The sequence below is a fragment of the Pseudomonas sp. CAM1A genome (assembly GCF_047501685.1).
In the GTDB taxonomy this organism is placed as follows: domain Bacteria; phylum Pseudomonadota; class Gammaproteobacteria; order Pseudomonadales; family Pseudomonadaceae; genus Aquipseudomonas.
In genome coordinates, this window is sequence record NZ_JBFNXP010000020.1 from 19,370 (window position 1) to 42,560 (window position 23,191).

Here is a 23,191-nt window from a genome sequence, read left to right on the forward strand (position 1 = left end):
CTGATCTTGGACTAGTCCTACGTATGCGGTACAGCCTTGGCCAACCCCGCATACTGCCCCTTCAAATGCCCCTGCTCATCCAGCAGATACGCATCCATCACCTCGCGCACCACCGGCCCCGCCACGCGGCCACCGGCCTCGCCGTTCTCGATCATCACCGCCACCACCAGCGCCGGGTGATCGGCCGGGGCAAAACCGACGAACAGGGCGTTATCGCGGTGGCGCTCGAGGGTCTTGTTGCGGTTGTAGCGCTCACCCTGCTTGATCGCCACCACCTGCGCGGTGCCGCTCTTGCCGGCGATGCGGTACTGGGCGCCGGCGGCGGATGCGCGGGCGATGCCGCGCGGGTCGTGCATGACCATCTGCATGCCCTGGCTGACCTGGTCCCAGGCATGCTTGTCGTGCAGCACGATATCCGCCATCGGATGCGGGTCGACCGGCGCCTGGCCACCGATGGTCAGGGCCAGGTGCGGGCGGTGCCACACGCCCTTGCTGGCCAGCAGGCTGGTGGCCTGGGCCAACTGCAGCGGGGTCACCTGCATGTAGCCTTGGCCAATGCCGAGAATCAGCGTTTCGCCGGGGAACCAGGCCTGGCGCCGGGTGGCGCGCTTCCACGCCTGCGACGGCATCAGCCCGGGGGCCTCCTCGAACATGTCCAGCGAGACCTTCTGGCCGAGGCCGAACTCGGCCATGTAGTCGTGCAGGCGGTCGATGCCGAGCTTGTGCGCCAGGTCGTAGAAGTAGGTGTCGTTGGAGCGCATGATCGCGCTGTACATGTCCACCCAGCCATCGCCCGTACGGTTCCAGTTGCGGTACTTGTGCTCGTAGTTGGGCAGCTCGTAGTAGCCCGGGTCGAACACCCGGCTGCCGGGGGTGATCACACCGCTGTCGAGGCCGGCGATGGCCACCTCGGGCTTGACCGTGGAGCCTGGGGCGTACAGCCCGCGCAGCACGCGGTTGAACAGTGGCCGGTCGATGGAATCGCGCAGGGCGGCGTACTGTTTGAAGCTGATGCCCTTGACGAACAGGTTGGGGTCGAACGCCGGGTTGCTGACCATCGCCAGCACGTCGCCGTTGGCCGGGTCGAGCACCACCACTGCGCCGCGCCGCTCGCCCAGGGCCTTCTCGGCGGCTTGCTGCAGGTGGGCGTCGAGGCTCAGCACAATGTCCTTGCCCGGCACCGGGTCGTGATGATTGAGCACGCGCATCACCCGGCCCTGGGCGTTGGTCTCGACTTCCTCGTAGCCCACCTGGCCGTGCAACTGGTCCTCGTAGAAACGCTCGATACCGGTCTTGCCGATGGACTGGGTGCCGCGGTAGGCGGTGCTGTCGAGGCTCTTGGCTTCCTTCTCGTTGATGCGTCCGACGTAGCCGACCGAATGGGCGAAGTGTTCGGCCAAGGGGTACTCGCGAATGAACTGCGGCTCCACCTCCAGCCCCGGCAGGCGGAACTGGTTGACCGCGATCAGGGCGATCTGCTCTTCGCTCAGGCCGACCAGCAGGGTCACCGGCTCGAACGGCTTGCGGCCACGGCGCAGGTCCTTGTCGAACTGCTGGCGGTCGTCCTCGGACAGTCCCAGGACCTGCGTCAGGTTGTCGAGCACCTTCTTCGAATCGCCGGCTCGCTCGCGGGTCATGGTCAGGTTGAAGCTGGGCTTGTTGTCGGCCAGCACCACGCCATTGCGATCGTAGATCAGGCCGCGTTCGGGCGGGATCGGCAGCACGTGCACGCGGTTGTTTTCCGATACCGCCGACTGCTGGTCGTGCTGCAGCACCTGGAGCACGTAGAGCCGGCCTATCAGCACCGCCACCAAACTGAGCACCAGCAGGGCACAGACCAGCAGCCGGCGGTTGACCAGGTGCTTTTCCTTTTCGTGGTCCTTGAGCGGAATGGGTTGTGGCATGGGGGCAGGAGAGCGGCGGGTGGGGCGGCGATGCTACGCGGGCAGGCGGTGAGGCTCAAGGCGCAGCGCCCCGCGCCGCGCTGACCAGGTATTGCTCTGGCCCGCAGGCAAGGGCTCTGCGCCAATCATGAAGCTTCTTTCATCTAGGCAATGAACTCCGATTCTCCTGCCGGCTGAACAACTGCGTCCTGGCGAATGCTGAGCACCACGGCACCCGCGCACAAGCCCAGCAGCCCGACACTGGCCACCACGATATTGCCCATTCCCATGCCGGCGAGCATTAGCACCAGGCTGATACGAAACAGTGCGGTCATGGCGATCTCCAGGGCAGGGCGAACGAAGTCCGAAGTGTCACCATACCGTTCCGAACGCCGGGGTACAGGGCAAAGGGAGGGTTTGGCAGTGTATGCGCCTGCTTTGGCACAAAGCTCGCCACTTGACGGCATGGGCCATCCCTGATTTCATTGAAACCGGTTTCATCAACCCTGCACAAACATCTACAAGAAGGGCTCAGGGGTGGATAAAGACGCAATGCCCGTCCGCGGGCGGGTCACTATCAGCGAGGTCGCCAAGGCGGCCGGCGTCTCCAAGGCGACCGTCTCGCGCTATATGGGCGAGGACCGGCAACTGCTCGCCGAGGCCACCGCGCAGCGGATCGAAGCTGTCGTCGAGCGCCTGGGCTATCGCCCCAACCGCATGGCCAGTGCCCTCAAGCGCGGCCGCACCGGGCTGGTCGGCATGCTTCTGGCGGATATCCGCAACCCCTATTCCGTGGCGGTGATGCACGCTGTCGAGACGGCCTGTCGCCAGCACGGCTACAGCCTGGTGGTGTGCAACACCGGCTGTGACGACGCCCAGGAGCGCAGCCAGCTGCGGGCCCTGCAGGCGTACAACGTCGACGGCCTGATCGTGAACACCCTGGGCCACCGCGCCGGGGAACTGGCCAGCCTGGCGCGTGAGCTGCCCATGGTGCTGGTCGACCGGCAACTGGCGGGCGTGCCGGTCGATCTGGTGGGGCTGGACAACAGCGACGCCGTCGAGCAGGCGCTCGATCACCTTGAACACAACGGTTATCGCGACATCCTCGCCGTTACCGAGCCACTCGATGGCACCAGCTCACGGCAGGAGCGCGTGGAGGCCTTCCAGGCCTCCATCGCCAGGCGCCATGGATTGCGCGGGCAGGTGCTGGAGGTAGGCCCGGGCCTCGCCGAGCAGCTGGGCGCGTTCATTGCCGGGGCAGGGCACGGCCCGCAGGCGCTGTTCAGTTGCAATGGTGTCGCCACCCTGGAACTGGTGCGGGTGCTGCACGCCAGGGGCGGGCCGCTGTTTCAGGACCTGGGCCTGCTGGCGCTGGACGACCTGGACTGGTACCCGCTTGTGGGCGATGGCATCAGCGCATTGGCGCAACCCACCGGGCGCATCGGTGCGGCGGCGTTCCAGTGCCTGCTGGAGCGCCTGCAAGGCAGTCCTCTGCCGGCCCGCCGCCTGGATTTGCGCGCGCAGCTCATCGTGCGAGGCTCTACCCGCTCACAACACTGACGGCGTCCCGGACGCCGTTGTTGCCGGGGAAAAATGAAACCGGTTTCATCCACAACAACAAGGACTACCACGATGCGCACGCACACTGTCTCCATCAGCTTGTCGAGTTTTGGTGCCGATGCCGTGAGGCGGTTGGGCCAGGCCAGCTACCTGCCGTTGCTCGCTGCGGCGGGGGCGCGGCGGGTGGAGTGGCGCGAGGAGCTTTTCGACACCGCGCCAGACGCCGTAAGTCTGGCCAACCAGGCTGCCGAACATGGCCTGCAGAGTCTCTACTCCACGCCACTGGAACTGTGGCGCGAGGATGGCAGCCTGGAACCCGCGATTGCCCAGCGCCTGCAGCTGGCGAGCGAGATCGGCGCGGTGGCGCTCAAGGTGTCGCTGGGTCATTACCAGGATGGCTGCGATCTGCAGGCGCTGGCGCCCCTGTTGCAACACAAGACGGCGCTGTATGTGGAAAACGACCAGACGCCCTACGGTGGGCGGCTGCAGACCTTGCTGAAGTTTTTTCGCGAGGCCCAGGCGCAAGGCGTGGCGCCGGGCATGACCTTCGACATCGGCAACTGGTACTGGCACGACGAGTCGCCGCTGCTGGCCGCGCAGTTACTGGGGCGTTGGGTGCGCTACGTGCACTGCAAGGCGGTGGCGCGCCGCGCCGACGGGCGCCTGGTGGCCGTGGTGCCCGAGGACCTCGACCTGGCCCAGTGGCGCGAATTGATGACGCATTTCGCCCCAGGTCTGCCGCGTGCCATCGAGTACCCCCTGACCGGCGAGAACCTGCTGGCACTGACGGCGCGCCAGGTCGCGCAACTGGCCGAGCTGGAAGGGCAGGTGTGCCATGGCTGAGCATGACGTGCTGTGCTTCGGTGAAACCATGGCCATGTTCGTGGCGGCGCAGGCGGGCGACCTGGCCCGGGTCGAGGGCTTCGGCAAGCGCATCGCCGGTGCCGACAGCAACGTGGCCATCGGCCTGTCACGCCTGGGCCTGCGGGTGCAATGGCTGAGCCGGGTCGGCGACGACTCGCTCGGTGCCTTCGTGCTCGACAGCCTGCGCCGGGAAGGCCTGGACTGTTCCAGCGTCGAGATCGATGCCGAGCACCCCACGGGGTTCCAGCTCAAGGAGCGCTGCGACGATGGTCGCGACCCCAGGGTCGAGTACTTCCGCCGTGGCTCGGCAGCCAGCCGGCTGTCGCCCGCCCTGGTGCGGCCGGCGTTGTTGCAGGCCCGGCACGTGCATGCCACGGGCATTCCGGCGGCACTTTCAGGCAGTTGCCGCGAACTGTGCCACCTGCTGCTGGACGGCATGCGAGCCAATGGCCGCAGCATCTCCTTCGACCCCAACCTGCGTCCGTCGCTGTGGCCCGACCGCCAGACCATGGTGCGCGAGGTCAACGCCCTGGCGGCCAAGGCCGACTGGGTGCTGCCAGGGTTGGAGGAGGGGCGCCTGCTCAGCGGCCGGCAGTCGCCGCAGGCCATCGCCGAGTTCTACCTTGAGCAGGGCGCGCAATACGTGGCCATCAAGCTGGGAGCCGAAGGCGCCTACTGGCGCGATGCCCAGGGCGCCCATGGCGTGGTGCCTGGCCAGCCGGTCGCCCGGGTGGTGGACACCGTGGGCGCGGGCGATGCCTTCGCCGTCGGGGTGATCAGCGCCTTGCTCGAAGGCTTGCCGCTGCGCCGAGCCGTAGCCCGCGGCAACTGGTGTGGCAGCCGCGCGGTGCAGAGCCGCGGCGACATGGAAGGCCTGCCGCAACGTCATGAACTGGACCACCACGAAAGCCCTGCGCGCGAAGCACGCTGAAGCGCCGGCCTGTGCGCAACCTGATGTGACAAGAACAACAAGACCAGGAGAACACCCATGCAGATCGATCGACTCGCACCCAGACGCTGGTGGTACATCATGCCCATCGTCTTCATCACCTACAGCCTGGCCTACCTCGACCGGGCCAACTACGGCTTTGCCGCGGCCTCGGGCATGGCCGACGACCTGAAGATCACCCCGGCGCTGTCGTCGCTGCTCGGCGCGCTGTTCTTCCTCGGCTACTTCTTCTTCCAGGTGCCCGGCGCCCTGTACGCGCAGAAGCGCAGCGTGAAGAATCTGATCTTCGCCAGCCTGATCCTCTGGGGCGGGCTGGCCACGCTGACCGGGATCGTCCACGATGTCTATTGGCTGATCGCCATCCGCTTCCTCCTGGGCGTGGTCGAGGCGGCGGTGATGCCAGCCATGCTCATCTACCTGTGCCACTGGTTCACCCGCGCCGAGCGCTCGCGGGCCAACACCTTCCTGATCCTCGGCAACCCGGTGACCATCCTGTGGATGTCGGTGGTCTCGGGCTACCTGGTGCAACAGTTCGACTGGCGCTGGATGTTCATCATCGAGGGCGCGCCGGCCATTCTCTGGGCGTTCATCTGGTGGCGCCTGGTCGATGACCGCCCGGAGCAGGCCAAGTGGCTCGATGTCCGGGAGAAGGCCGCGCTGCGCGAAGCGCTGGACGCCGAGCAGCAGGGCATCAAGCCGGTGAAGAACTATGCCGAGGCGTTCCGTTCGCCCACGGTGATCATCCTGTCGCTGCAGTACTTCTGCTGGAGCATCGGCGTGTACGGCTTCGTCCTCTGGCTACCGTCGATCCTCAAGCAGGCCGCCGCGCTGGACATCGTCACCGCCGGTTGGCTGTCGGCGGTGCCCTACCTGGGGGCGGTGTTGGCCATGCTCGGGGTGTCGTGGGCCTCGGACCGCCTGCAGAAGCGCAAGCGCTTCGTCTGGCCGCCGCTCTTGATCGCCGCGCTGGCGTTCTATGGCTCCTATGCCCTGGGCACCGAGCACTTCTGGTGGTCATACGCCTTGCTGGTGATCGCCGGCGCCTGCATGTACGCACCCTACGGGCCGTTTTTCGCGATCGTTCCCGAACTGTTGCCGGCCAACGTCGCCGGGGGCGCCATGGCGCTGATCAACAGCATGGGCGCGCTGGGCTCGTTCTCGGGCTCGTACCTGGTCGGCTACCTCAATGGTGTCACCGGCGGCCCCGGCGCCTCGTACCTGTTCATGTGCGGTGCACTGCTGCTGGCCGTGGCCCTGACCGCCGTCCTCAACCCTTTGCAACAGGCGCGCCGGCACAGCCTGGCGCCGAGCCGATAGGAGCCGCACCATGAAAAAGCGCATCGTCGCCTACAAACGCCTGTCCGATGAACTGATGGCGCGCCTGCACGCGCAGGCCGAGGTGACCCTGGTGGAAGCGCCGGCCGCCGATGGCCTGGCGCGCTTGCGCGCGGCGCTGCCGGGCGCCCATGGCCTGCTGGGCGCCAGCCTGCGCCTGGACCGCGCGCTGCTTGACCTGGCGCCGCAGCTGGAGGTGATCTCCAGCGTGTCGGTGGGCGTGGACAACTACGATGTCGCGGCGCTGGATCAGCGCGGGGTGCTGCTGACCAACACCCCCGACGTGCTCACCGAAACCACCGCCGACACCGGTTTCGCGCTGATCCTGGCCTGTGCCCGGCGCGTGGTCGAGCTCGATGGCTGGATTCGCGCCGGCCACTGGCGAGCCGGGATCGGCCCCGCGCAGTTCGGCTGCGACGTGCAGGGCAAGACCCTGGGCATCGTCGGCATGGGCCGTATCGGCGAGGCCCTGGCCCGACGCGCGCATGCCGGTTTCGGCATGCGTGTGCTGTACCACACCCGCAGCCCGCGGCCGGCGGTGGAGGCGCGGTTCGGCGCCGGCTATCGCAGCCTTGACGCGTTGCTGGCCGAGTCCGATTTTGTCTGCCTGTGCCTGCCGCTGACCGGCGCTACGCAAAACCTGATCGGCGCGCGCGAACTGGCCCTGATGAAACCCTCGGCGATTTTGGTGAACATTTCCCGCGGCCGCGTGCTCGACGAGGCGGCACTGTTGCAAGCGCTGGCCGCGCGGCGCATTCGTGGCGCCGGGCTGGACGTGTTCGTGCAGGAGCCGCTGGCGCTGGATTCGCCGCTGCTGCAACTGGACAACCTGGTGGTCACCCCGCATATCGGCTCGGCCACGCTGGAGACCCGCGAAGCCATGGCCCGCTGCGCCGTGGACAACCTGCTGGCCGCGCTGGCTGGCGAGCGGCCGGCGAACCTGGTCAATCCTGTGGCCTGGGAGCGGCGAAACAACTGAACCTGGTGAGCGTCGCGCTTGCCTCATGCCTACCAAAACAACAGCCTTTGTCTGGTTCGAGATCCCGGGGTCGCACTGCGACCCCTTGGCAATTCAAGGCCGGCCGCGCAAGACAGCGCTGTCTTGCGCGGCCGGCGGGATCTTCATCGGCGAAAAGGGCGACGATTTCCGTATGACCTGATCAATAGAGAGACATCCTCATGTCCAAGGACCAACCCGCCTCCGTGCAACCGGCGCGCCGGGCGTTCCTGCGCCAATCCCTGACCCTGATCCCGGTGGCGACCCTCGCCAGCACGGGGTTGGGCGGTGCAGTGCTCGCCGACAGCGCCACCCCGGCAGCCGCCGAACCGGCCCGGTCGGTTACCGCGCGCGCCTACCAGCCGACCTTCTTCACCCAGGAAGAGTGGGCCTTCGTCAGCGCCGCCGTGGCCGTGCTCATCCCCACGGATGCCCTGGGTGCTGGCGCGGCCGATGCCGGCGTGCCCGAGTTCATCGACCGCCAGCTCAACACCCGCTACGGCAGTGGCGGGCTGTGGTACATGCAGGGGCCATTCCACCCCGACGCCCCCAGCGAGCTGGGCTACCAGCTCAAGCTCAACCCCCAGGAGATTTACCGGCTGGGCATCGCCGAGACCGACGCCTGGTGCAAGGCGCAGTTCGGCAAGGCGTTCTCCCAGCTCGGTCTTGCGCGCCAGCAGCAGGTACTGGAGGCCCTGGACGGAGGTACGGCGACGTTTGCCTCGTTGCCGGCGGCTACCTTCTTCAACATGCTCTGGCTCAACACCCGCGAAGGCTTTTTCAGTGATCCGCTGCACGGCGGCAACCAGGGGTTGGTCGGCTGGAAGCTGGTGGGCTTCCCCGGCGCCCGCGCCGATTTCATGGACTGGGTGGAGCGCGACGAGCGTTATCCGTTCCCGCCGGTCTCCATCAGCGGCGAGCGGGGTTGAAGCATGTGCCAGATGAAAAAAGTCGATGCAGTCATCGTCGGGTTCGGCTGGGCCGGCGCGATCATGGCCAAGGAACTCACCGAGGCCGGCCTGCAGGTGGTCGCCCTGGAGCGTGGCCCGGCCCGTGATACCTACCCGGACGGCGTCTACCCGCAGACCATGGACGAGCTGACCTACAACTCGCGCAAGAAGCTGTTCATGGACATCTCCCGCGAGACCGTGACCCTGCGCCACAGCGTCAACGACGTGGCCGTGCCGTATCGCCAGTTCGGCGCCTTCCTGCCCGGCACCGGCACGGGTGGGGCGGGGCTGCACTGGTCCGGCGTGCATTTTCGCGTCGACCCGGTGGAGCTGCGCCTGCGCAGCCACTACGAGGAGCGCTACGGCAAGCGGTTCATTCCCGAGGGCATGACCATCCAGGACTTCGGCGTGAGCTACGAGGAGCTGGAGCCGTACTTCGACTTTGCCGAGAAGGTGTTCGGCACCTCCGGCACGGCGTGGTCGATCAAGGGCCAGGTGGTGGGCCGCGACAAGGGCGGCAACCCGTTCGCCGCCGACCGCTCCAGCGACTTCCCGCTGGTGGCGCAGAAGAACACCGTGTCGGCGCAATTGTTCGAGAAGGCCGCCCGTGAAGTCGGCTATCACCCCTACAACCTGCCGTCTGCCAACACCTCCGGGCCTTACACCAACCCCTACGGCGCGCAGATGGGACCGTGCAACTTCTGTGGCTACTGCAGCGGCTATGCCTGCTACATGTACTCCAAGGCCTCGCCCAACGTGAACATCCTGCCGGCCCTGCGCCAGGTGCCCAACTTCGAGTTGCGCAACAACGCCCATGTGCTGCGGGTCAACCTGACCGAGGACAAACGCCTGGCCACCGGCGTGACCTACGTCGACAGCCAGGGGCGTGAGGTCGAGCAACCGGCCGACCTGGTGATCCTCGGCGCCTTCCAGTACAACAACGTGCGCCTGATGCTGCTCTCGGGCATCGGCAAGCCTTACGATCCGGTCAGCAACCAAGGGGTGGTGGGGCGCAACTTCGCCTACCAGAACATCTCCACGGTGACCGCGTTCTTTGACCGCGACAGCCACCATACCAACCCCTTCATCGGTGCCGGCGGCAACGGTGTGGCGGTGGACGATTTCAACGCCGACAACTTCGACCATGGCCCCCACGGTTTCGTCGGCGGCTCGCCGTTCTGGGTCAACCAGGCCGGCGCCAAGCCGATCTCCGGCACCAAGGTGCCGCCGGGCACGCCGAAATGGGGCAGTGGCTGGAAGGCTGCGGTGGCCGACAGCTACCGGCACATGCTGTCGATGGACGCCCACGGCGCGCACCAGTCCTACCGCGACAACTACCTCGACCTGGACCCGGTGTACAAGGACGCCTACGGCCAGCCGTTGCTGCGCATGACCTTCGACTGGAAGGACAACGACGTGAAGATGAACCGCTTCATGGTCGAGCGCATGGGCAAGATCGCCGAAGCCATGGGGCCCAAGTCGATCAGCGCGGGGAAAAAGGCCTTCGGCCAGCACTTCGATGCCTCCAGCTACCAGACCACCCACCTCAACGGCGGCGCGATCATGGGCACCGACCCGAAGACCAGCGCGCTCAATCGCTACCTGCAATGCTGGGATGTGCACAACGTGTTCGTGCCTGGCGCTTCGGCCTTCCCCCAGGGCCTGGGCTACAACCCCACCGGGCTGGTGGCGGCGTTGACCTACTGGTCGGCGCGGGCGATCCGCGAACGCTACCTGAAGAACCCCGGCCCATTGGTGCAGGCATGAGGAGGCCGGTCATGAAACTCAAGACACTGTTCATCGCCATGCTCGGCCTGGGCGCGAGCACCTTGCTGCACGCCGCCGACGGCGTTGATCCAGCTTTGGTCAAGCAGGGCGAGTACCTGGCCCGTGCCGGCGACTGCGTGGCCTGCCACACCGCCAAGGGCGGCAAACCCTTCGCCGGTGGGCTGCCCATGGAAACGCCTATCGGCACCCTGTACTCGACCAATATCACGCCCCATTCGAGCGGTATCGGCCAGTACAGCTACGAGGACTTCGAGCGCGCTGTGCGCCAGGGCATCGGCAAGGATGGCAGCACGCTGTACCCGGCCATGCCATACCCGTCCTATGCCCGGGTCAGCGATAAGGACATGCAGGCGCTATATGCCTACTTCATGCATGGCGTGCAGCCGGTGGCGCAACAGAACAAGGCCAGCGACATCCTTTGGCCATTGAGCATGCGCTGGCCGCTGGCATTCTGGCGTGGGTTGTTCGCGCCGCCGGTCAAGCCGTTCGAAGCCGCCGGGCGTGACCCGGTGGTGGCGCGTGGCGCCTACCTGGTCGAAGGACTGGGACACTGTGGCGCCTGCCACACGCCCCGGGCGATCACCATGCAGGAAAAGGCATTGGATACCAGCGACGGCGATGCCTTCCTGGCCGGCAGCGCACCGCTCGAGGGCTGGATCGCCAAGAGCCTGCGCGGCGACCACAAGGACGGCCTGGGCAGTTGGAACGAGGCGCAGATCGTCGCCTTCCTCAAGACCGGGCGCAACGAGCGCACGGCGGTGTTCGGCGGCATGAGCGACGTGGTCGAGCACAGCATGCAGTACATGAGCGATGCCGACCTGACGGCCATTGCCCGCTACCTGAAGACCTTGCCGCCGACCAACCCGCACGACCAGCCGTTCCAGGCGGACCCCAGCGTGGCCCAGGCGCTGTGGCAAGGCAATGACGGCAAGACGGGCGCGGCGTTGTACGTGGACAACTGCGGGGCTTGCCACCGTACCGACGGCCAGGGCTATGCCCGGGTGTTCCCGGCGCTGGCGGGCAATCCGGTGGTGCAGGGGCAGGATGCCACCTCGCTGATCCATATCGTGCTGGAAGGCGCGACCCTGCCGGCCACGGCGAGCGCGCCGTCGACGTTCAGCATGCCCGGCTTCGGCTGGCGGCTGTCGGACCAGCAGGTGGCCGATGTGGTCAACTTCATTCGCAGCAGCTGGGGCAACCAGGCCGCGGCGGTGACTGCGGGGCAGGTGGCGGTGCTGCGCAAGGCGGCACCGGTGCCGCTCAAGGCGCAGTCGCTGATCGGCGATACCACGGGGATTGCGGAGCCTTGATCGACAAGCCTGATTGACTGGGAGGTGTTGTGGGAGCGGGCTTGCCCCGCGCTGGCCGCTTGGCCAGATCGCGGGGCAAGCCCGCTCCCACCGGGTGCCGATTACGCCGCCGAATACCTCGAAACCACTTCAATACATGTTCATAAATCACATTACAAATGAATCATAAATATATGATTTATAAAGTCTATTTTTTAGCGATCGCATGCTGGGCACATTGCTCGTAATACGTCTGCTTGATCGCCGCCGGCTTCAGCCGCGAGCGGCTGTTGTACGTCTGCTCGGTGATCCCGAACGCCGTCATGCGCATCCATGGCTTGGCGAACTTGCGTACCTGCAACTTCTTGCGCGTGGCATACAGGGTCACCCCGGAAAGCTTGGCCTGTTGTGCCTCGGCGGCGATCTGCGCGCCCCAGCCACACACCTGGCGATCGTTCTGGCTCAGGGCCCGGGCCTGGGCGCCGAAGGCGGTTGTGGCCAGCAGGCAGCCAGCCACGGTTGCTAGAATTACGCGCATGTTGCTGTCCTAAGCATCTGAAGGAAAACGAAGTTTGCCCGCGCTTTCGACGCCTGGGGGCCAGCAGTTTGCCGTCAGGCGATGGCCATTTGCAGGCCATCGCGGGAACGCCAGCGCAGCGACTGCAGGGCCAGGGCGGCAACCCACAACACGCTGATGCCATAGTTGAGGCGTTGGTACAGGCCGAACAGTTCACCGTCTTGCGCGGCTTTGGCCATCAGCACCACGGTGATCACCGCCAGCACCGAGCACAGCAGCGACCACCTTCCCAGCCAGGGGGAGCCTGCCACGCGTTTGCCCAGCCAGATCCACAACACACTGGCCAGGGTCAGCGAGAGGAACATCAGCAGGCCGCTGAGGTTGTGCATCTGTTGCGAGAACGACGGATCCTGCGGCGCGCAGCCCTGGTCGCAGGGAAACCAGCCGGTACCCAGGCTGCCGACAGCGTGCAACAGCACCAGCCCTGCGCCCAACCGAGCCAGCCCTGAGTACCGCCAGCGCCGCGCCAGGCCCCAGGCGAACAGGCCGAAGAGCAGCGCCAGGGGGAAGTTGTTGACCCAGGGCGAGAAGCCATGGGTAGGCGCGCCGACCGCCCCCAGTTGGCTCATGGCCTGTTGCAGGTGGTCGTAGCCGGGATAGGCCAGGGCGGTCAGGCCAACGCCCGACAGCAGCCAGAGCGGGATGAGCAGGCCAGTGGCGAGCAGCAGGCGATCGAACGTCTTCATGCGGTTTCCTTCCTTGGAGAGAGCAGGTCGCAGCCTACAGCGCGGGCATCACCGATGGCCAGGCTCAATCGCCAACGAGCAGCATCACCAACAGCACGCAAGCCAGCAGCGCCAGGTAGGCGCGGGCATGCACGTGGTCGGGGATGCGCCCCAGCAAGGGGGCGGCCAGGTGCATGCCCAGCCAGGCGCCGACTGTCATTACCAAGGCGGCGCGCAGGTCGATCAACCCGAGCAGGCCGGCGCCCAGGTCAGTCTGGTTGCTCGGCACCAGGGCATAGACCAGCGTCGCCGCCAGGGCCATGGGCAGCGACAGCGGATTGGCCATGGCGGTGGCGGTGCGCATGCTGGCGCCGCGGCGGCGCATCAGCGGCACGGTCATCACGCTGCCGCCCACGCCGAGCAGCGCCGCCAGCGCGCCGATGGGCAGGCCGGCCAGGGTCGCGTCGGTACGGCTCATTTCAGCCCGTGCCTGCCCGCCTGTGCGGACGAAGCCCGGGCGCAGCCAGGCATCGAGCAGGCTGAGCAGCAGGTAGGCGATGAACAGCCAGCGGAGCCAGGCGCTGGTCACGTACAGGGCGGCCCAGGCGCCTAGCAGCGCTCCCACGGCAATGGCCGGCGCCAGGGGGCGCACCAGGTCCCAGCGCAGGCTGCCGGCGCGGTGGTGGCGCCAGGTGGCCAGGGCGCTGCTGAAGATCATCAGCGTGGCCGAGGTGGCCACGGCGATCTGCATGGCATGCTCGGCCACGGCCGTGCCGGCGCCGTGACTGGTCAGCAGCAGGGCATAGAGCAGCGGCACGGCGAAGAACCCGCCGCCAAAGCCGAACAGCAAGGTGGTGACGCCGGCACACAGGCCGAACAGGCCAAGCAGGGGGTAGAGCATGGCAGCAGCCTCAGGGCCAGGACAGGGGCTCTCAGGGTAGGCGCCTGCCCCTTGGCTGGCTTGCGTCAGTTGGCCAATAATCATCGTGTTACGGCCAGAGCCCGCTATCATGCGCAATGTTCCCCTGTCCCAGATCGATGCCACCCCCCGCGCGGTTTTGGCCATCGCCACCGATTACCCGCCCGACACCCTGTTGCCCAGGCATGTCCATCGCCGGGCGCAATTTCTATATGGGATGAGCGGGCTGATGGAGGTGCTGACCGACGATGGCGCCTGGGTGATTCCGCCCGGTAGCGGCGTGTGGATTCCTCCCGGCAAGCCGCACCAGGTGCGCATGCGCGGCGTGAGTACCCGCAGCCTGTACATCGAGCCGACAGCGCTGCCCCGCGCGGGCCCGCTATGCGAGGCACTGCGCGTCGAACCACTGCTGCACCAGCTGTTGCTGGCCAGCGCCGAGGTGCCGGCGCTGCATGACGAGGCAGGGCGCGACGGCCTGCTGCTGGGGCTGCTGCTGCACGAGCTGGGCAAGGCCCAGCGCCTGCCGCTGTTCGCGCCGATGCCGACGGAGCCACGTTTGGCGGCCCTGTGCCAGGCATTCCTCGCGCAGCCGTTGATCCATGCCCGCGCCGAGGCCTGGGCCCGTCAACTCAACTGCAGCCCGCGCACCTTCAGCCGGCGTTTTCGCGAGCAGACCGGGCTGTCGTTCGGCCAATGGCGCCAGCAGGCCTGCCTGATGGCGGCGGTGACACGCCTGGCGGCGGGCGAGGCGGTGACGGCCATCGCCCTGGACCTGGGTTACGAGAGCCCCAGCGCATTTTCCAGCCTGTACCGCAAAGTCATGGGTCACACGCCTTCGGCGGCGCGGCAGGGCGCATGAAAACTCGCGCGGATGTATGTGATCGTACAACTGCTTGCGCTATCATCCCGCCTGTCTTCCACAACCAGACAGACAGGGCATGACAGAGCAGCAGGTACAGGCACGGGCCCGGCGCAAGCCACGCAGCCTGGCCCAGGAACTGGTCACGGTGCTGACCGAGCGCATTCGCAGCGGTCAGCTCAAGCGCGGCGACAAGCTGCCCACCGAATCGCAGATCATGGCCGAGGAAGGGGTCAGCCGCACCGTGGTGCGCGAGGCGATATCGCGGCTGCAGGCCGCAGGCCAGGTCGAGACCCGCCACGGTATCGGCACTTTTGTGCTGGACGCCCCAAGCACCGGGGGTTTTCGTATCGACCCGGCGACCATCGTCACCCTGCGCGAGGTGCTGGCGGTGCTGGAGTTGCGCATTGCCCTGGAGATCGAGTCGGCGGGCCTGGCGGCCGAGCGTCGCAGCGACGAGCAACTGGCCGGCATGCGCGCCGCGCTGGACGAGCTCAACGAGGGCGCGGCGCATGCCTCGGATGCGGTGTCGGCGGACTTCCAGTTCCACCTGCGCATCGCCCAGGCCAGCGGCAATCACTACTTTGCCGACATCATCAATCACCTGGGCACCAGCATCATCCCGCGTACCCGGCTCAACTCGGCGCGCCTTGCCCATGACGACCAGGCGCATTACATGAGCCGGTTGATGCACGAGCACGAGGCGATCTACGAGGCTATCGCCCGACGCGACAGCGAAGGCGCCAAGATGGCCATGCGCATGCACCTGAGCAACAGCCGCGAACGCCTGCGCCAGGCCCATGAAGAGGCCGAGGCGCAAAGAGGCTGATCACCTTGGCAGGGGCCGCAAAGCGGCCCCAAGTGACGCTTTCAGGGCGCTCAAATCGCCTGATCGGACCACTGCCCATTCACCAGCCGCCGCAGCCCCAACGGGTTGCCATCGCGCAACGCCTCCGGCAGCAAAGCCTGCGGGTAGTTCTGGTAGCACACCGGCCGCAGGAAGCGATCGATCGCCAGCGTGCCCACCGAAGTGCCACGGGCATCCGAGGTCGCCGGGTATGGCCCGCCATGGACCATGGCGTCGCACACCTCGACCCCGGTCGGGTAGCCATTGACCAGGATGCGCCCGACCTTCTCTTCGAGCAGCGGCACCAGCCAGGCAAAGGCCTCGAGGTCGTCCGGCTCGCCGATCAGGGTGGCGGTGAGCTGGCCGCGCAGGCCGAGCAGGGCGGCGCGCAACTGCGCCTCATCGGCGACCTCCACAGCCACCGTGGCCGGGCCGAACACCTCCTCTTGCAGCAGCGGGTCGGCCTCTGCCAGCAGGCGGGCATCGGCCTTGAACAGCTGGGCGCGGGCCTGATCGCCTTGCTGCGGCTGGCCCGCCAGATGCTGGATGCCAGCGTGGGCCAGCAGATGTTGCAGGCCACCGACATAACTGCGCAGGCCGCCGGCATTGAGCAACGTCTGGCCGGCCTGCTGATCCAGGTGTCGGCCCAGCTCGTCCAGCAGTTGGCTGAAACCAGGGGACTGCAAGCCGATCAGCATGCCGGGGTTGGTGCAGAACTGGCCGGCGCCCAGGCACACCGAGCCTGCCAGCTCGCGGGCGATGGCCTCGCCACGCTTGGCCAGGGCGCCGGGCAGGACGATCACCGGGTTGATGCTGGACATCTCGGCGAACACCGGGATCGGTTGCGGCCGCTCGGCGGCCATGCGACACAGCGCGTCGCCGCCCTTCAGCGAGCCGGTGAAGCCGACGGCCTGGATGGCCGGGTGCTTGACCAGCCATTCGCCGACACCGCCGCCGAACACCATGTTGAACACGCCCTTGGGCATGCCGGTGCGGTCGGCGGCGCGCAGGATGGCGCAGGCCACCAGGTCGGCGGTGGCCATATGGCCGCTGTGGGCCTTGAACACCACCGGGCAGCCGGCGGCCAGGGCCGCAGCGGTGTCGCCACCGGCGGTGGAGAAGGCCAGCGGGAAGTTACTGGCACCGAACACCGCCACCGGGCCGACGCCGATGCGCATCTGGCGGATGTCCACCCGTGGCAGCGGCTGACGCTCGGGCAGCGCCAGGTCGATGCGCGCACCGAGGTAGTCGCCGCGCCGCAGCACTTGGGCGAACAGGCGCATCTGCCCGCTGGTACGGCCGCGCTCGCCCTGGATGCGCGCGGCGGGCAGGGCGGTTTCGCGGCAGACGATGGCGACGAAGTGGTCGTCGAGTTCGTCCAGCTCGGCGGCGATGGCTTCGAGGAACTCGGCGCGGCGGGCCGGGGGCAGTTGGCGGAACACGCTGAAGGCGTCGGCGGCGGCGCGGGCGGCACGGTCGACTTCGCCCTCGGTGGCCTGGGCAAAGCTGTAGGGCAGGGCCTCGCCGCTGGTGGCGTCGAGGCTGTGCAGGCGTTGCGGGCCAAGGGCGCTGCGCTGGCCGGCGATGAAGTTGTGGCCGAGGATATTAGGCATTGAAACTCCTGGATGGGTGATGAGCCAGTGCGTGGGAGCGGGCTTGTCCCGCGATTGCATCATCGCGGGGCAAGCCCGCTCCCACGCCCCCTGTATCGTTCAGGTGATCGGTGCTGGATTGAACAAAGTGATGTCGTTGTGCAGCCGGTGCTGTTCGGCCCAGGTCTGCCTGCGGCCGCTGGCCACGTCCAGGTAGTAATGGAACAGCTCCCAGCCCAGCTCCTCGATGCTCGCCCGGCCGCTGGCGATGCGCCCGGCGTCGATGTCGATGAGATCCGGCCAGCGCTGGGCCAGCTCGCTGCGCGTGCACACCTTGACCACCGGCGCCATGGCCAGGCCGTAGGGCGTGCCGCGGCCAGTGGTGAACACATGCAGGTTCATCCCGGCCGCCAGCTGCAAGGTGCCGCAGACGAAGTCGCTGGCCGGAGTGGCGCAGAAGATCAGGCCCTTGCGCGTTACCCGCTCGCCGGGCCCGAGCACGCCCTGGATCGCGCCGCTGCCGGACTTGACGATCGAGCCCAGGGCTTTTTCGACGATGTTGGACAAGCCGCCTTTCTTGTTGCCCGGCGTGGTATTGGCGCTGCGATCGGCAGCGCCCTGCTGCAGGTAGCGGTCGTACCAGTCCATCTCGCGCACCAATGCTTCGGCGACCTCCGGCGTTTCGGCGCGGGAGGTGAGCATGTAGATGGCATCGCGTACCTCGGTGACTTCCGAGAACAGCACCGTCGCGCCGGCGCGCACCAGCAGGTCGGCGGCATAGCCCAGCGCCGGGTTGGCGGTGATGCCGGAGAAGGCGTCGCTGCCGCCGCACTGCATGCCGAGGATCAGTTCGCTGGCCGGCACGCTCTCGCGGCGGCGCTGGTCGAGCTTTTTCAGGCGGGTCTCGGCCAGGGCCATGATCTGCTCGATCATCTCGCCGAAGCCCAACGTCGCATCCTGCAGGCGGTACAGCCACGGTTCGCTGAGGTCCACAGACGGATCGCCGTCGTGCATCACCTGGCCGGCCTGCAGCTTTTCGCAGCCCAGGCTGATGACCAGCGCCTCGCCGCCAAGGTTGGGGTTGCGCGCCAGGTTGCGCACGGTGCGGATCGGGATGTAGGCGTCGCGGGCGTTGATCGCCACGCCGCAGCCGTAGCTGTGGGTGAGGGCGACCACGTCGTCGACATTGGGGTATTTGGGCAGCAGTTCGCTGCGGATGCGTTTCACCGCGTGATCGAGCACACCAGTCACGCACTGCACGGTGGTGGTGATGCCGAGGATGTTGCGGGTGCCGACGCTGCCGTCGGCGTTGCGGTAGCCCTCGAAGGTGAAGCCCTCCAGTGGCGGCAGGGCCGCGGGCACGGCGTCGCAGCGCGGCAGGCTGGCAAGCTCGGGCGCGGCCGGCATCGCCAGTTGATCTTCCTTGACCCAACTGCCCTGGCGCAGGTCTGCCAGGGCATGGCCGATGACCTGGCCATAGCGACGCACCGCCTCGCCCTTGCGGATGTCCATGGTGGCGACCTTGTGGCTCTGCGGCACGCCCTCGACCAGGGTCAGGCCATCGGCAAAGCGCGCGCCTTCGCCCAGGCCGCCGTCGTTGACCACCACCACGACGTTGTCGTCGGGGTGCAGGCGCACGTAGCGGGGCGACTCGGAATGTTCGATCAACTGCATGGTCAGGCCCTTCTTGTCTTGTCTCTCAGGCGTGGTGCTTGCGCCGGCGCCGTTGGGCGCCGACGTGTCCGGCTTACTGGCGGGCCAGTTCGGCGTCGGGCGCAGGTTCCCGCTTGGGCGGCTCCTTGAGCTCGATGCGCTTGATCGGGCCGACGATCACCAGGTAGCTGAACACCGCCACCAGGGCGTTGGCGCCCACATACACCAGGGCCCATTTGAACGAACCGGTGGCGCTGATGATGTAGCCGATGACGATCGGCGTGGTGATCGAGGCGATGTTGCCGAAGGTGTTGAACAGCCCGCCCGACAGGCCGGCGATCTGCTTGGGCGAGGTGTCGGCGACCACCGCCCAGCCCAGGGCGCCGATGCCCTTGCCGAAGAACGCCAGGGTCATGAAGCCGACCACCATCCACTCGGCCTCGACGTAGTTGCAGAAGACCATGGTGGTCGACAGCAGCAGGCCGCAGACGATCGGCAGCTTGCGCGAGAAGGTCAGCGAGTTGCCGCGGCGCAGCAGCCAGTCCGACAGCACACCGCCCAGCACCCCGCCGATGAAGCCGCACACCGCCGGCAGCGAGGCGATGAAGCCGGCCTTGAGGATGGTCATGCCGCGCTCCTGCACCAGGTACACCGGGAACCAGGTGAGGAAGAAGTAGGTGATGGCGTTGATGCAGTATTGGCCCAGGTAGACGCCCAGCAGCATGCGGCTGGTCAGCAGTTGCTTGATGTAGCCCCATTTCGGGCCGTCGCCGCCGCGCTTCTGGTCCATGTCCACCAGGCCGCCGTTCTGTTCGATGTGCTCGAGCTCACTGCTGCTGATGCGGGGGTGCTGGCGCGGGTTGTAGATGGTCTTCAGCCACACCGCCGAGAACACGATGCCCAGCGCGCCCATCACCACGAACACGTGTTCCCAGCCGAAGGTGAAGACGATCCAGCCCATGATCGGGGCGAACAGCGCGGTGGCGAAGTACTGCGCCGAGTTGAAGATCGCCGAGGCGGTGCCGCGCTCCTGAGTGGGGAACCAGGCCGCGACGATCCGCGCGTTGCCGGGGAACGACGGCGCTTCGGCAAAGCCGACCAGGAAGCGCAGGGTGAACAGCGTGACCACCGCCCAGGCCACCGGCAGCCCGCCGACGAAGCCCTGCAGCAGGGTGAACAGCGACCAGGTGAAGATGCTGAAGGCGTAGACGTTCTTCGAGCCGAAGCGGTCGAGCAGCCAGCCGCCGGGGATCTGCCCGGCCACGTAGGCCCAGCCGAAGGCGGAGAAGATGTAGCCGAGGGTGACCGCGTCGATGCCCAGGTCTTTCTGCAGGCTAGAGCCGGCGATGGCGATGGTGGCGCGGTCGGCGTAGTTGATGGTGGTCACCAGGAACAGCATCAACAGGATCAGGTAGCGTACATGCGTCTTTTGCGTCGCTTGCATGCTGGTTACTCCCACTCGTTATTTTTATACGGGGATTGGTTGTAGGCCGGAGCGGGGCGTCCCTGCTCCGGCGGCGGCTTTGGCAGGCCGCGGGGTGCTCGCTTATTGCGGGCCCATCTTGTCCATCAGCGCGGCGAGCATCTCGTACTCCTGCGCGGTGAGGTCGGTCAGCGGCGTGCGCACGGGGCCCGCGTCAAAGCCGGCGAGCTTCGCCCCGGCCTTGACGATGCTCACGGCGTAACCGGCCTTGCGGTTGCGGATGTCCAGGTACGGCAGGAAGAAGTCGTCGATCAGCTTGGCCACGGTGGCGTGATCGTCGCGGGCGACGGCGTGGTAGAAGTCCATCGCGGTCTTGGGCACGAAGTTGAACACCGCCGACGAATACACCGGCACGCCGAGCGCCTTGTACGCCGCAGCATACACCTCGGCGGTGGGCAGGCCACCCAGGTAGCTGAAACGATCGCCCAGGCGGCGACGAATCGACACCATCAGCTCGATGTCGCCCAGGCCGTCCTTGTAGCCGATCAGGTTCGGGCAGCGCTCGGCCAGGCGTTCCAGCAGGTCGGCGTTCAGCCGGCAGACGTTGCGGTTGTACACCACCACGCCGATGTTCACCGCCTTGCATACCGCCTCGACATGGGCGGCGACGCCGTCCTGGCTGGCTTCGGTGAGGTAGTGGGGCAGCAGCAGCAGGCCCTTGGCGCCCAGGCGTTCAGCTTCTTTGGCGTATTCGATGGCCTGGCGGGTCGAGCCGCCGACACCGGCGAGGATCGGTACCGAGGTGGCGCAGGTGTCGACGGCGGTCTTGATCACCTGGCTGTATTCGCTGGCGGCCAGGGAGAAGAACTCGCCGGTGCCGCCGGCAGCGAACAGTGCGCTGGCGCCATAGGGGGCGAGCCATTCCAGGCGTTTGACGTAGCCTGCGGGGTTGAAGTCGCCGGCCGCGTCGAAGTCGGTGACGGGGAACGACAGCAGGCCGTGGGAGAGGATGGATTGCAGTTCTTGTGGAGTCATTGTTGTAGGCATCCTGTGGCGCTTGGAAGGAGGAGGTACCAAGGTGAGAGGTAAGTTATCGTACAACTATCTAGATGACTAGACCCTGGGCCCAGAATTTTTGGATGCACGGGACGGGCGGCCTTATCGCGGATGCAGGCGAGATGACTTTTGTAAGTCATCGTATCTCTTGAGGGGTGGAGGGAAAAAAGATCGCGGAGACAGGCACAAGCCCGCCGCCCGCTTCCACGGGAGGTGTTCTGGGACCAGCAGAGGGTGACCGTGGGAAACGGGGGCGACCTTGCGCCGCCCCGCGATCAAAGCTAACGAAGCTTGAGAGGGTCAGGCGGCCTGGTTGCGCTTGACCTGGGACTTGCGGACCTGCGTGCGGCAGGCGTCGCCGAAGGCCTGGAACATCTTGATCGAGTCGGGGTTCTTCGCCGCCTGCCACTCCGGGTGCCACTGCACCGCGAACAGGAAGGGCGAGATGCTCGGGGCGTGGATCGCCTCGACCAGGCCATCCTCGGCGTGGGCGATCGGCTCGAGGCCGGCGCCCAGGTTGCGCAGGCCCTGGCCGTGCAGCGAGTTGACGCGAATTTCGTCGCTGCCCAGGGTGTCACGCAGCCAGCTGCCCGGCTTGATCTTCACGCCGTGCACCTGGGCGTACTGGACCTCGACCGGATCTTCCGGGTTTTCCCGGTGGTCGTTGAAGCCTGGCTCGGCGTAGACCTTCTGGTAGATGTCGCCACCGAGGGCCACGTTGATTTCCTGCATGCCGCGGCAGATGCCGAAGATCGGCAGGCCACGCTTGATCGCCGCCTTGACCAGCGGGATGTCGAACAGGTCGCGGTCCTTGTCCTGGCCCTTGCCGGGGGTCTGGTTGTCCTGGCCGTAGAGGGCCGGGTCGATGTTGCTGCCGGCACCGGTCAGGTACACGCCGTCGGCCATGTCCAGGTAGGTTTCGAGGTCTTCGACGCCGCAGCAGGTGGGCACCAGGACCGGGACGCAACCGGCGAACTCGACCAGCGGGGAGATATATTTGTGGGTCATGACCTGATAGTCATGGCCTTTGCGCTCTTGGCTGCCCATGGTCATCAGGACGACGGGTTTGCGCAGGGAAGGTTGCTTGTTGCCAATGTTGCTGTTGGACATATGTCACCTTGAGACAGGTCATGCCTGTCGTTGTTGTGCAGGCGCACGGCCGGGGCCTTGAGTGCTGCCTGAAGCCCCGAGCACTGCCGGCTCGCCCTGCAGGCGATGTCGGTCGGGGCCTGACTCATAGCTTGCCAGAGCCGTTCGATATGTCAAACGAGTGACGAAGCCTCAAGCCGCCATTTTTCGGGGGCTGTAGGCCGTCGAAGCCTTGAGCGACAAGGGTTTGGCGCAAGCCAGGTCAATAATATTTAACGACGCAGTCGGCTCTTTGCACCAATGCAATGTCATGCAGGCATGCTCCGCAAGATACGCCCAGCCCAGCCCAGCCCAGCGCTTGCTCTTGCTCTTGCTTCTAAGCGCGCGGTAGTTCAGGCGACACAAATTGCGACTTCAGGAGGCCGAACGGAGGGCTTGCGCAGGGAGGTGACGGGCATGGATGCCCGTCAAGCGCCGATCAGGCCATGGATGGCCCGTCGGCGCGTCCTCCCGGAGCGAGCCCGGAGTGAGGGGACCCCGGAGCGAAGCGTAGGGGCCGGATGATGGAGCGAGGATTTTTTGGTTCYTTTTTGATCCTTCAAAAAGGGMCCCGCCGTAAGGGCGGAAAGGTGACTATGCGTCGGCATCGTCAATGAATGCGCGTATAACTTTCAAAACTCACGCTCTGAAAGTCAAAGTCAAAGTCAAAGTCAAAGTCAAAGTCAAAGTCAATCGGCATCGGTTTTTATAGTTGTAAGCGCATTCATTTACGATGTCGACGCGCACTCACCTTTTCGCCCTTACGGCGAGTCACTTTTTGTCAAACGCGACAAAAAGTAACCAAAAAACGCTGCGCTCCATTCATCCGGCCCTCCGCTTCGCTCCGGGTCCCCTCA

At 66.5% G+C, this 23,191-nt stretch carries 20 protein-coding genes; 10 read left to right on the plus strand and 10 right to left on the minus strand.

All coding sequences use genetic code 11. From position 1 onward, the window contains the following. Positions 1–17 precede the first annotated feature (17 nt). Complete coding sequence (gene mrdA, locus ABZO33_RS25925) at positions 18–1,904, minus strand: penicillin-binding protein 2 (protein WP_414538373.1); 1,887 nt, start codon at positions 1,902–1,904, stop codon at positions 18–20. A 143-nt stretch (positions 1,905–2,047) separates the two neighbouring features. After that, entirely contained in the window at positions 2,048–2,218 is a 171-nt protein-coding gene (locus tag ABZO33_RS25930) for a hypothetical protein (RefSeq protein WP_414538374.1), read from the minus strand. A gap of 217 nt (positions 2,219–2,435) precedes the next feature. Here ABZO33_RS25930 and ABZO33_RS25935 point away from each other — a divergent pair, with 217 nt between their 5' ends. The 8 genes from ABZO33_RS25935 (at position 2,436) to ABZO33_RS25970 (ending at position 11,636) form a co-directional block, all read left to right on the plus strand. After that, positions 2,436–3,443: a LacI family DNA-binding transcriptional regulator gene (locus tag ABZO33_RS25935; RefSeq protein WP_414538375.1), complete on the plus strand. Its 1,008-nt coding sequence runs from the start codon at positions 2,436–2,438 to the stop codon at positions 3,441–3,443. Between the two features lie 72 nt (positions 3,444–3,515). Next, positions 3,516–4,286 (plus strand): sugar phosphate isomerase/epimerase family protein, encoded by a 771-nt coding sequence (locus ABZO33_RS25940; protein WP_414538376.1) that lies wholly within the window; start codon positions 3,516–3,518, stop codon positions 4,284–4,286. Beyond that, on the plus strand, positions 4,279–5,238 hold the full coding sequence (locus ABZO33_RS25945; RefSeq protein WP_414538377.1) for a sugar kinase: 960 nt from the start codon (positions 4,279–4,281) through the stop codon (positions 5,236–5,238). Before ABZO33_RS25940 ends, ABZO33_RS25945 begins: the two co-directional genes overlap by 8 nt. A gap of 57 nt (positions 5,239–5,295) precedes the next feature. Then, positions 5,296–6,573: an MFS transporter gene (locus ABZO33_RS25950; RefSeq protein ID WP_414538378.1), complete on the plus strand. Its 1,278-nt coding sequence runs from the start codon at positions 5,296–5,298 to the stop codon at positions 6,571–6,573. Between the two features lie 10 nt (positions 6,574–6,583). Then, positions 6,584–7,570: a 2-hydroxyacid dehydrogenase gene (locus ABZO33_RS25955; RefSeq protein ID WP_414538379.1), complete on the plus strand. Its 987-nt coding sequence runs from the start codon at positions 6,584–6,586 to the stop codon at positions 7,568–7,570. Between the two features lie 200 nt (positions 7,571–7,770). Next, positions 7,771–8,517: a gluconate 2-dehydrogenase subunit 3 family protein gene (locus tag ABZO33_RS25960; RefSeq protein WP_414538380.1), complete on the plus strand. Its 747-nt coding sequence runs from the start codon at positions 7,771–7,773 to the stop codon at positions 8,515–8,517. Positions 8,518–8,529: 12 nt separating this feature from the next. Beyond that, a complete protein-coding gene (locus tag ABZO33_RS25965) occupies positions 8,530–10,305 on the plus strand; it encodes a GMC family oxidoreductase (RefSeq protein ID WP_414538381.1) in 1,776 nt (591 codons plus the stop codon). A gap of 11 nt (positions 10,306–10,316) precedes the next feature. Beyond that, complete coding sequence (locus ABZO33_RS25970) at positions 10,317–11,636, plus strand: c-type cytochrome (protein ID WP_414538382.1); 1,320 nt, start codon at positions 10,317–10,319, stop codon at positions 11,634–11,636. A 187-nt stretch (positions 11,637–11,823) separates the two neighbouring features. On the opposite strand, the gene ABZO33_RS25975 is transcribed toward ABZO33_RS25970, so the two are convergent. From ABZO33_RS25975 to ABZO33_RS25985, 3 genes are all read right to left on the minus strand, one after another. Continuing rightward, a complete protein-coding gene (locus tag ABZO33_RS25975; RefSeq protein ID WP_414538383.1) occupies positions 11,824–12,153 on the minus strand; it encodes a hypothetical protein in 330 nt (109 codons plus the stop codon). 74 nt (positions 12,154–12,227) lie between these two features. Next, positions 12,228–12,878 carry a DUF998 domain-containing protein gene (locus tag ABZO33_RS25980; protein WP_414538384.1) on the minus strand — a complete coding sequence of 217 codons (651 nt, stop codon included), beginning with the start codon at positions 12,876–12,878 and terminating at the stop codon, positions 12,228–12,230. 64 nt (positions 12,879–12,942) lie between these two features. Continuing rightward, positions 12,943–13,758, minus strand: a complete 816-nt coding sequence (locus tag ABZO33_RS25985) for a sulfite exporter TauE/SafE family protein (protein WP_414538385.1) — start codon at positions 13,756–13,758, stop codon at positions 12,943–12,945. Positions 13,759–13,867: 109 nt separating this feature from the next. On the opposite strand from ABZO33_RS25985, the gene ABZO33_RS25990 reads away from it, so the two are divergent. Both ABZO33_RS25990 and ABZO33_RS25995 read left to right on the plus strand, forming a co-directional pair. After that, a complete protein-coding gene (locus ABZO33_RS25990) occupies positions 13,868–14,635 on the plus strand; it encodes an AraC family transcriptional regulator (protein WP_414538386.1) in 768 nt (255 codons plus the stop codon). 79 nt (positions 14,636–14,714) lie between these two features. Then, on the plus strand, positions 14,715–15,464 hold the full coding sequence (locus ABZO33_RS25995; RefSeq protein ID WP_414538387.1) for a FadR/GntR family transcriptional regulator: 750 nt from the start codon (positions 14,715–14,717) through the stop codon (positions 15,462–15,464). 50 nt (positions 15,465–15,514) lie between these two features. Here ABZO33_RS25995 and ABZO33_RS26000 read toward each other — a convergent pair whose 3' ends face one another. The 5 genes from ABZO33_RS26000 to ABZO33_RS26020 all read right to left on the minus strand — a co-directional run bounded on the left by ABZO33_RS26000 (position 15,515) and on the right by ABZO33_RS26020 (position 22,316). Continuing rightward, entirely contained in the window at positions 15,515–17,095 is a 1,581-nt protein-coding gene (locus ABZO33_RS26000; protein WP_414538388.1) for an aldehyde dehydrogenase (NADP(+)), read from the minus strand. Between the two features lie 99 nt (positions 17,096–17,194). Next, on the minus strand, positions 17,195–18,748 hold the full coding sequence (garD, locus tag ABZO33_RS26005; RefSeq protein WP_414538389.1) for a galactarate dehydratase: 1,554 nt from the start codon (positions 18,746–18,748) through the stop codon (positions 17,195–17,197). Between the two features lie 73 nt (positions 18,749–18,821). Further along, positions 18,822–20,171, minus strand: coding sequence for an MFS transporter (locus ABZO33_RS26010; protein WP_414538390.1), 1,350 nt, complete (start codon positions 20,169–20,171; stop codon positions 18,822–18,824). A 102-nt stretch (positions 20,172–20,273) separates the two neighbouring features. After that, the gene (gene kdgD, locus ABZO33_RS26015; RefSeq protein WP_414538391.1) at positions 20,274–21,185 is read right to left on the minus strand and encodes a 5-dehydro-4-deoxyglucarate dehydratase; all 912 of its coding nucleotides are present in this window, start codon (positions 21,183–21,185) and stop codon (positions 20,274–20,276) included. Positions 21,186–21,506: 321 nt separating this feature from the next. Continuing rightward, positions 21,507–22,316 (minus strand): gamma-glutamyl-gamma-aminobutyrate hydrolase family protein, encoded by an 810-nt coding sequence (locus ABZO33_RS26020; protein WP_414538392.1) that lies wholly within the window; start codon positions 22,314–22,316, stop codon positions 21,507–21,509. Between the last annotated feature and the right edge of the window lie 875 nt (positions 22,317–23,191).

Bases quoted from the DNA above. Each gene is read 5' to 3' on its own strand.
- ABZO33_RS25935 (WP_414538375.1), top strand. From the start codon at position 2,436: ATGCCCGTCCGCGGGCGGGTCACTATCAGCGAGGTCGCCAAGGCGGCC.
- ABZO33_RS25940 (WP_414538376.1), top strand. From the start codon at position 3,516: ATGCGCACGCACACTGTCTCCATCAGCTTGTCGAGTTTTGGTGCCGAT.
- ABZO33_RS25980 (WP_414538384.1), bottom strand. From the start codon at position 12,878: ATGAAGACGTTCGATCGCCTGCTGCTCGCCACTGGCCTGCTCATCCCG.
- ABZO33_RS25975 (WP_414538383.1), bottom strand. From the start codon at position 12,153: ATGCGCGTAATTCTAGCAACCGTGGCTGGCTGCCTGCTGGCCACAACC.
- ABZO33_RS25985 (WP_414538385.1), bottom strand. From the start codon at position 13,758: ATGCTCTACCCCCTGCTTGGCCTGTTCGGCCTGTGTGCCGGCGTCACC.
- kdgD (WP_414538391.1), bottom strand. From the start codon at position 21,185: ATGACTCCACAAGAACTGCAATCCATCCTCTCCCACGGCCTGCTGTCG.
- ABZO33_RS25990 (WP_414538386.1), top strand. From the start codon at position 13,868: ATGCGCAATGTTCCCCTGTCCCAGATCGATGCCACCCCCCGCGCGGTT.
- ABZO33_RS25995 (WP_414538387.1), top strand. From the start codon at position 14,715: ATGACAGAGCAGCAGGTACAGGCACGGGCCCGGCGCAAGCCACGCAGC.
- ABZO33_RS25960 (WP_414538380.1), top strand. From the start codon at position 7,771: ATGTCCAAGGACCAACCCGCCTCCGTGCAACCGGCGCGCCGGGCGTTC.
- ABZO33_RS25970 (WP_414538382.1), top strand. From the start codon at position 10,317: ATGAAACTCAAGACACTGTTCATCGCCATGCTCGGCCTGGGCGCGAGC.
- ABZO33_RS25950 (WP_414538378.1), top strand. From the start codon at position 5,296: ATGCAGATCGATCGACTCGCACCCAGACGCTGGTGGTACATCATGCCC.
- ABZO33_RS25930 (WP_414538374.1), bottom strand. From the start codon at position 2,218: ATGACCGCACTGTTTCGTATCAGCCTGGTGCTAATGCTCGCCGGCATG.
- ABZO33_RS25945 (WP_414538377.1), top strand. From the start codon at position 4,279: ATGGCTGAGCATGACGTGCTGTGCTTCGGTGAAACCATGGCCATGTTC.
- garD (WP_414538389.1), bottom strand. From the start codon at position 18,748: ATGCAGTTGATCGAACATTCCGAGTCGCCCCGCTACGTGCGCCTGCAC.
- ABZO33_RS26000 (WP_414538388.1), bottom strand. From the start codon at position 17,095: ATGCCTAATATCCTCGGCCACAACTTCATCGCCGGCCAGCGCAGCGCC.
- ABZO33_RS26020 (WP_414538392.1), bottom strand. From the start codon at position 22,316: ATGTCCAACAGCAACATTGGCAACAAGCAACCTTCCCTGCGCAAACCC.
- ABZO33_RS26010 (WP_414538390.1), bottom strand. From the start codon at position 20,171: ATGCAAGCGACGCAAAAGACGCATGTACGCTACCTGATCCTGTTGATG.
- mrdA (WP_414538373.1), bottom strand. From the start codon at position 1,904: ATGCCACAACCCATTCCGCTCAAGGACCACGAAAAGGAAAAGCACCTG.
- ABZO33_RS25955 (WP_414538379.1), top strand. From the start codon at position 6,584: ATGAAAAAGCGCATCGTCGCCTACAAACGCCTGTCCGATGAACTGATG.
- ABZO33_RS25965 (WP_414538381.1), top strand. From the start codon at position 8,530: ATGAAAAAAGTCGATGCAGTCATCGTCGGGTTCGGCTGGGCCGGCGCG.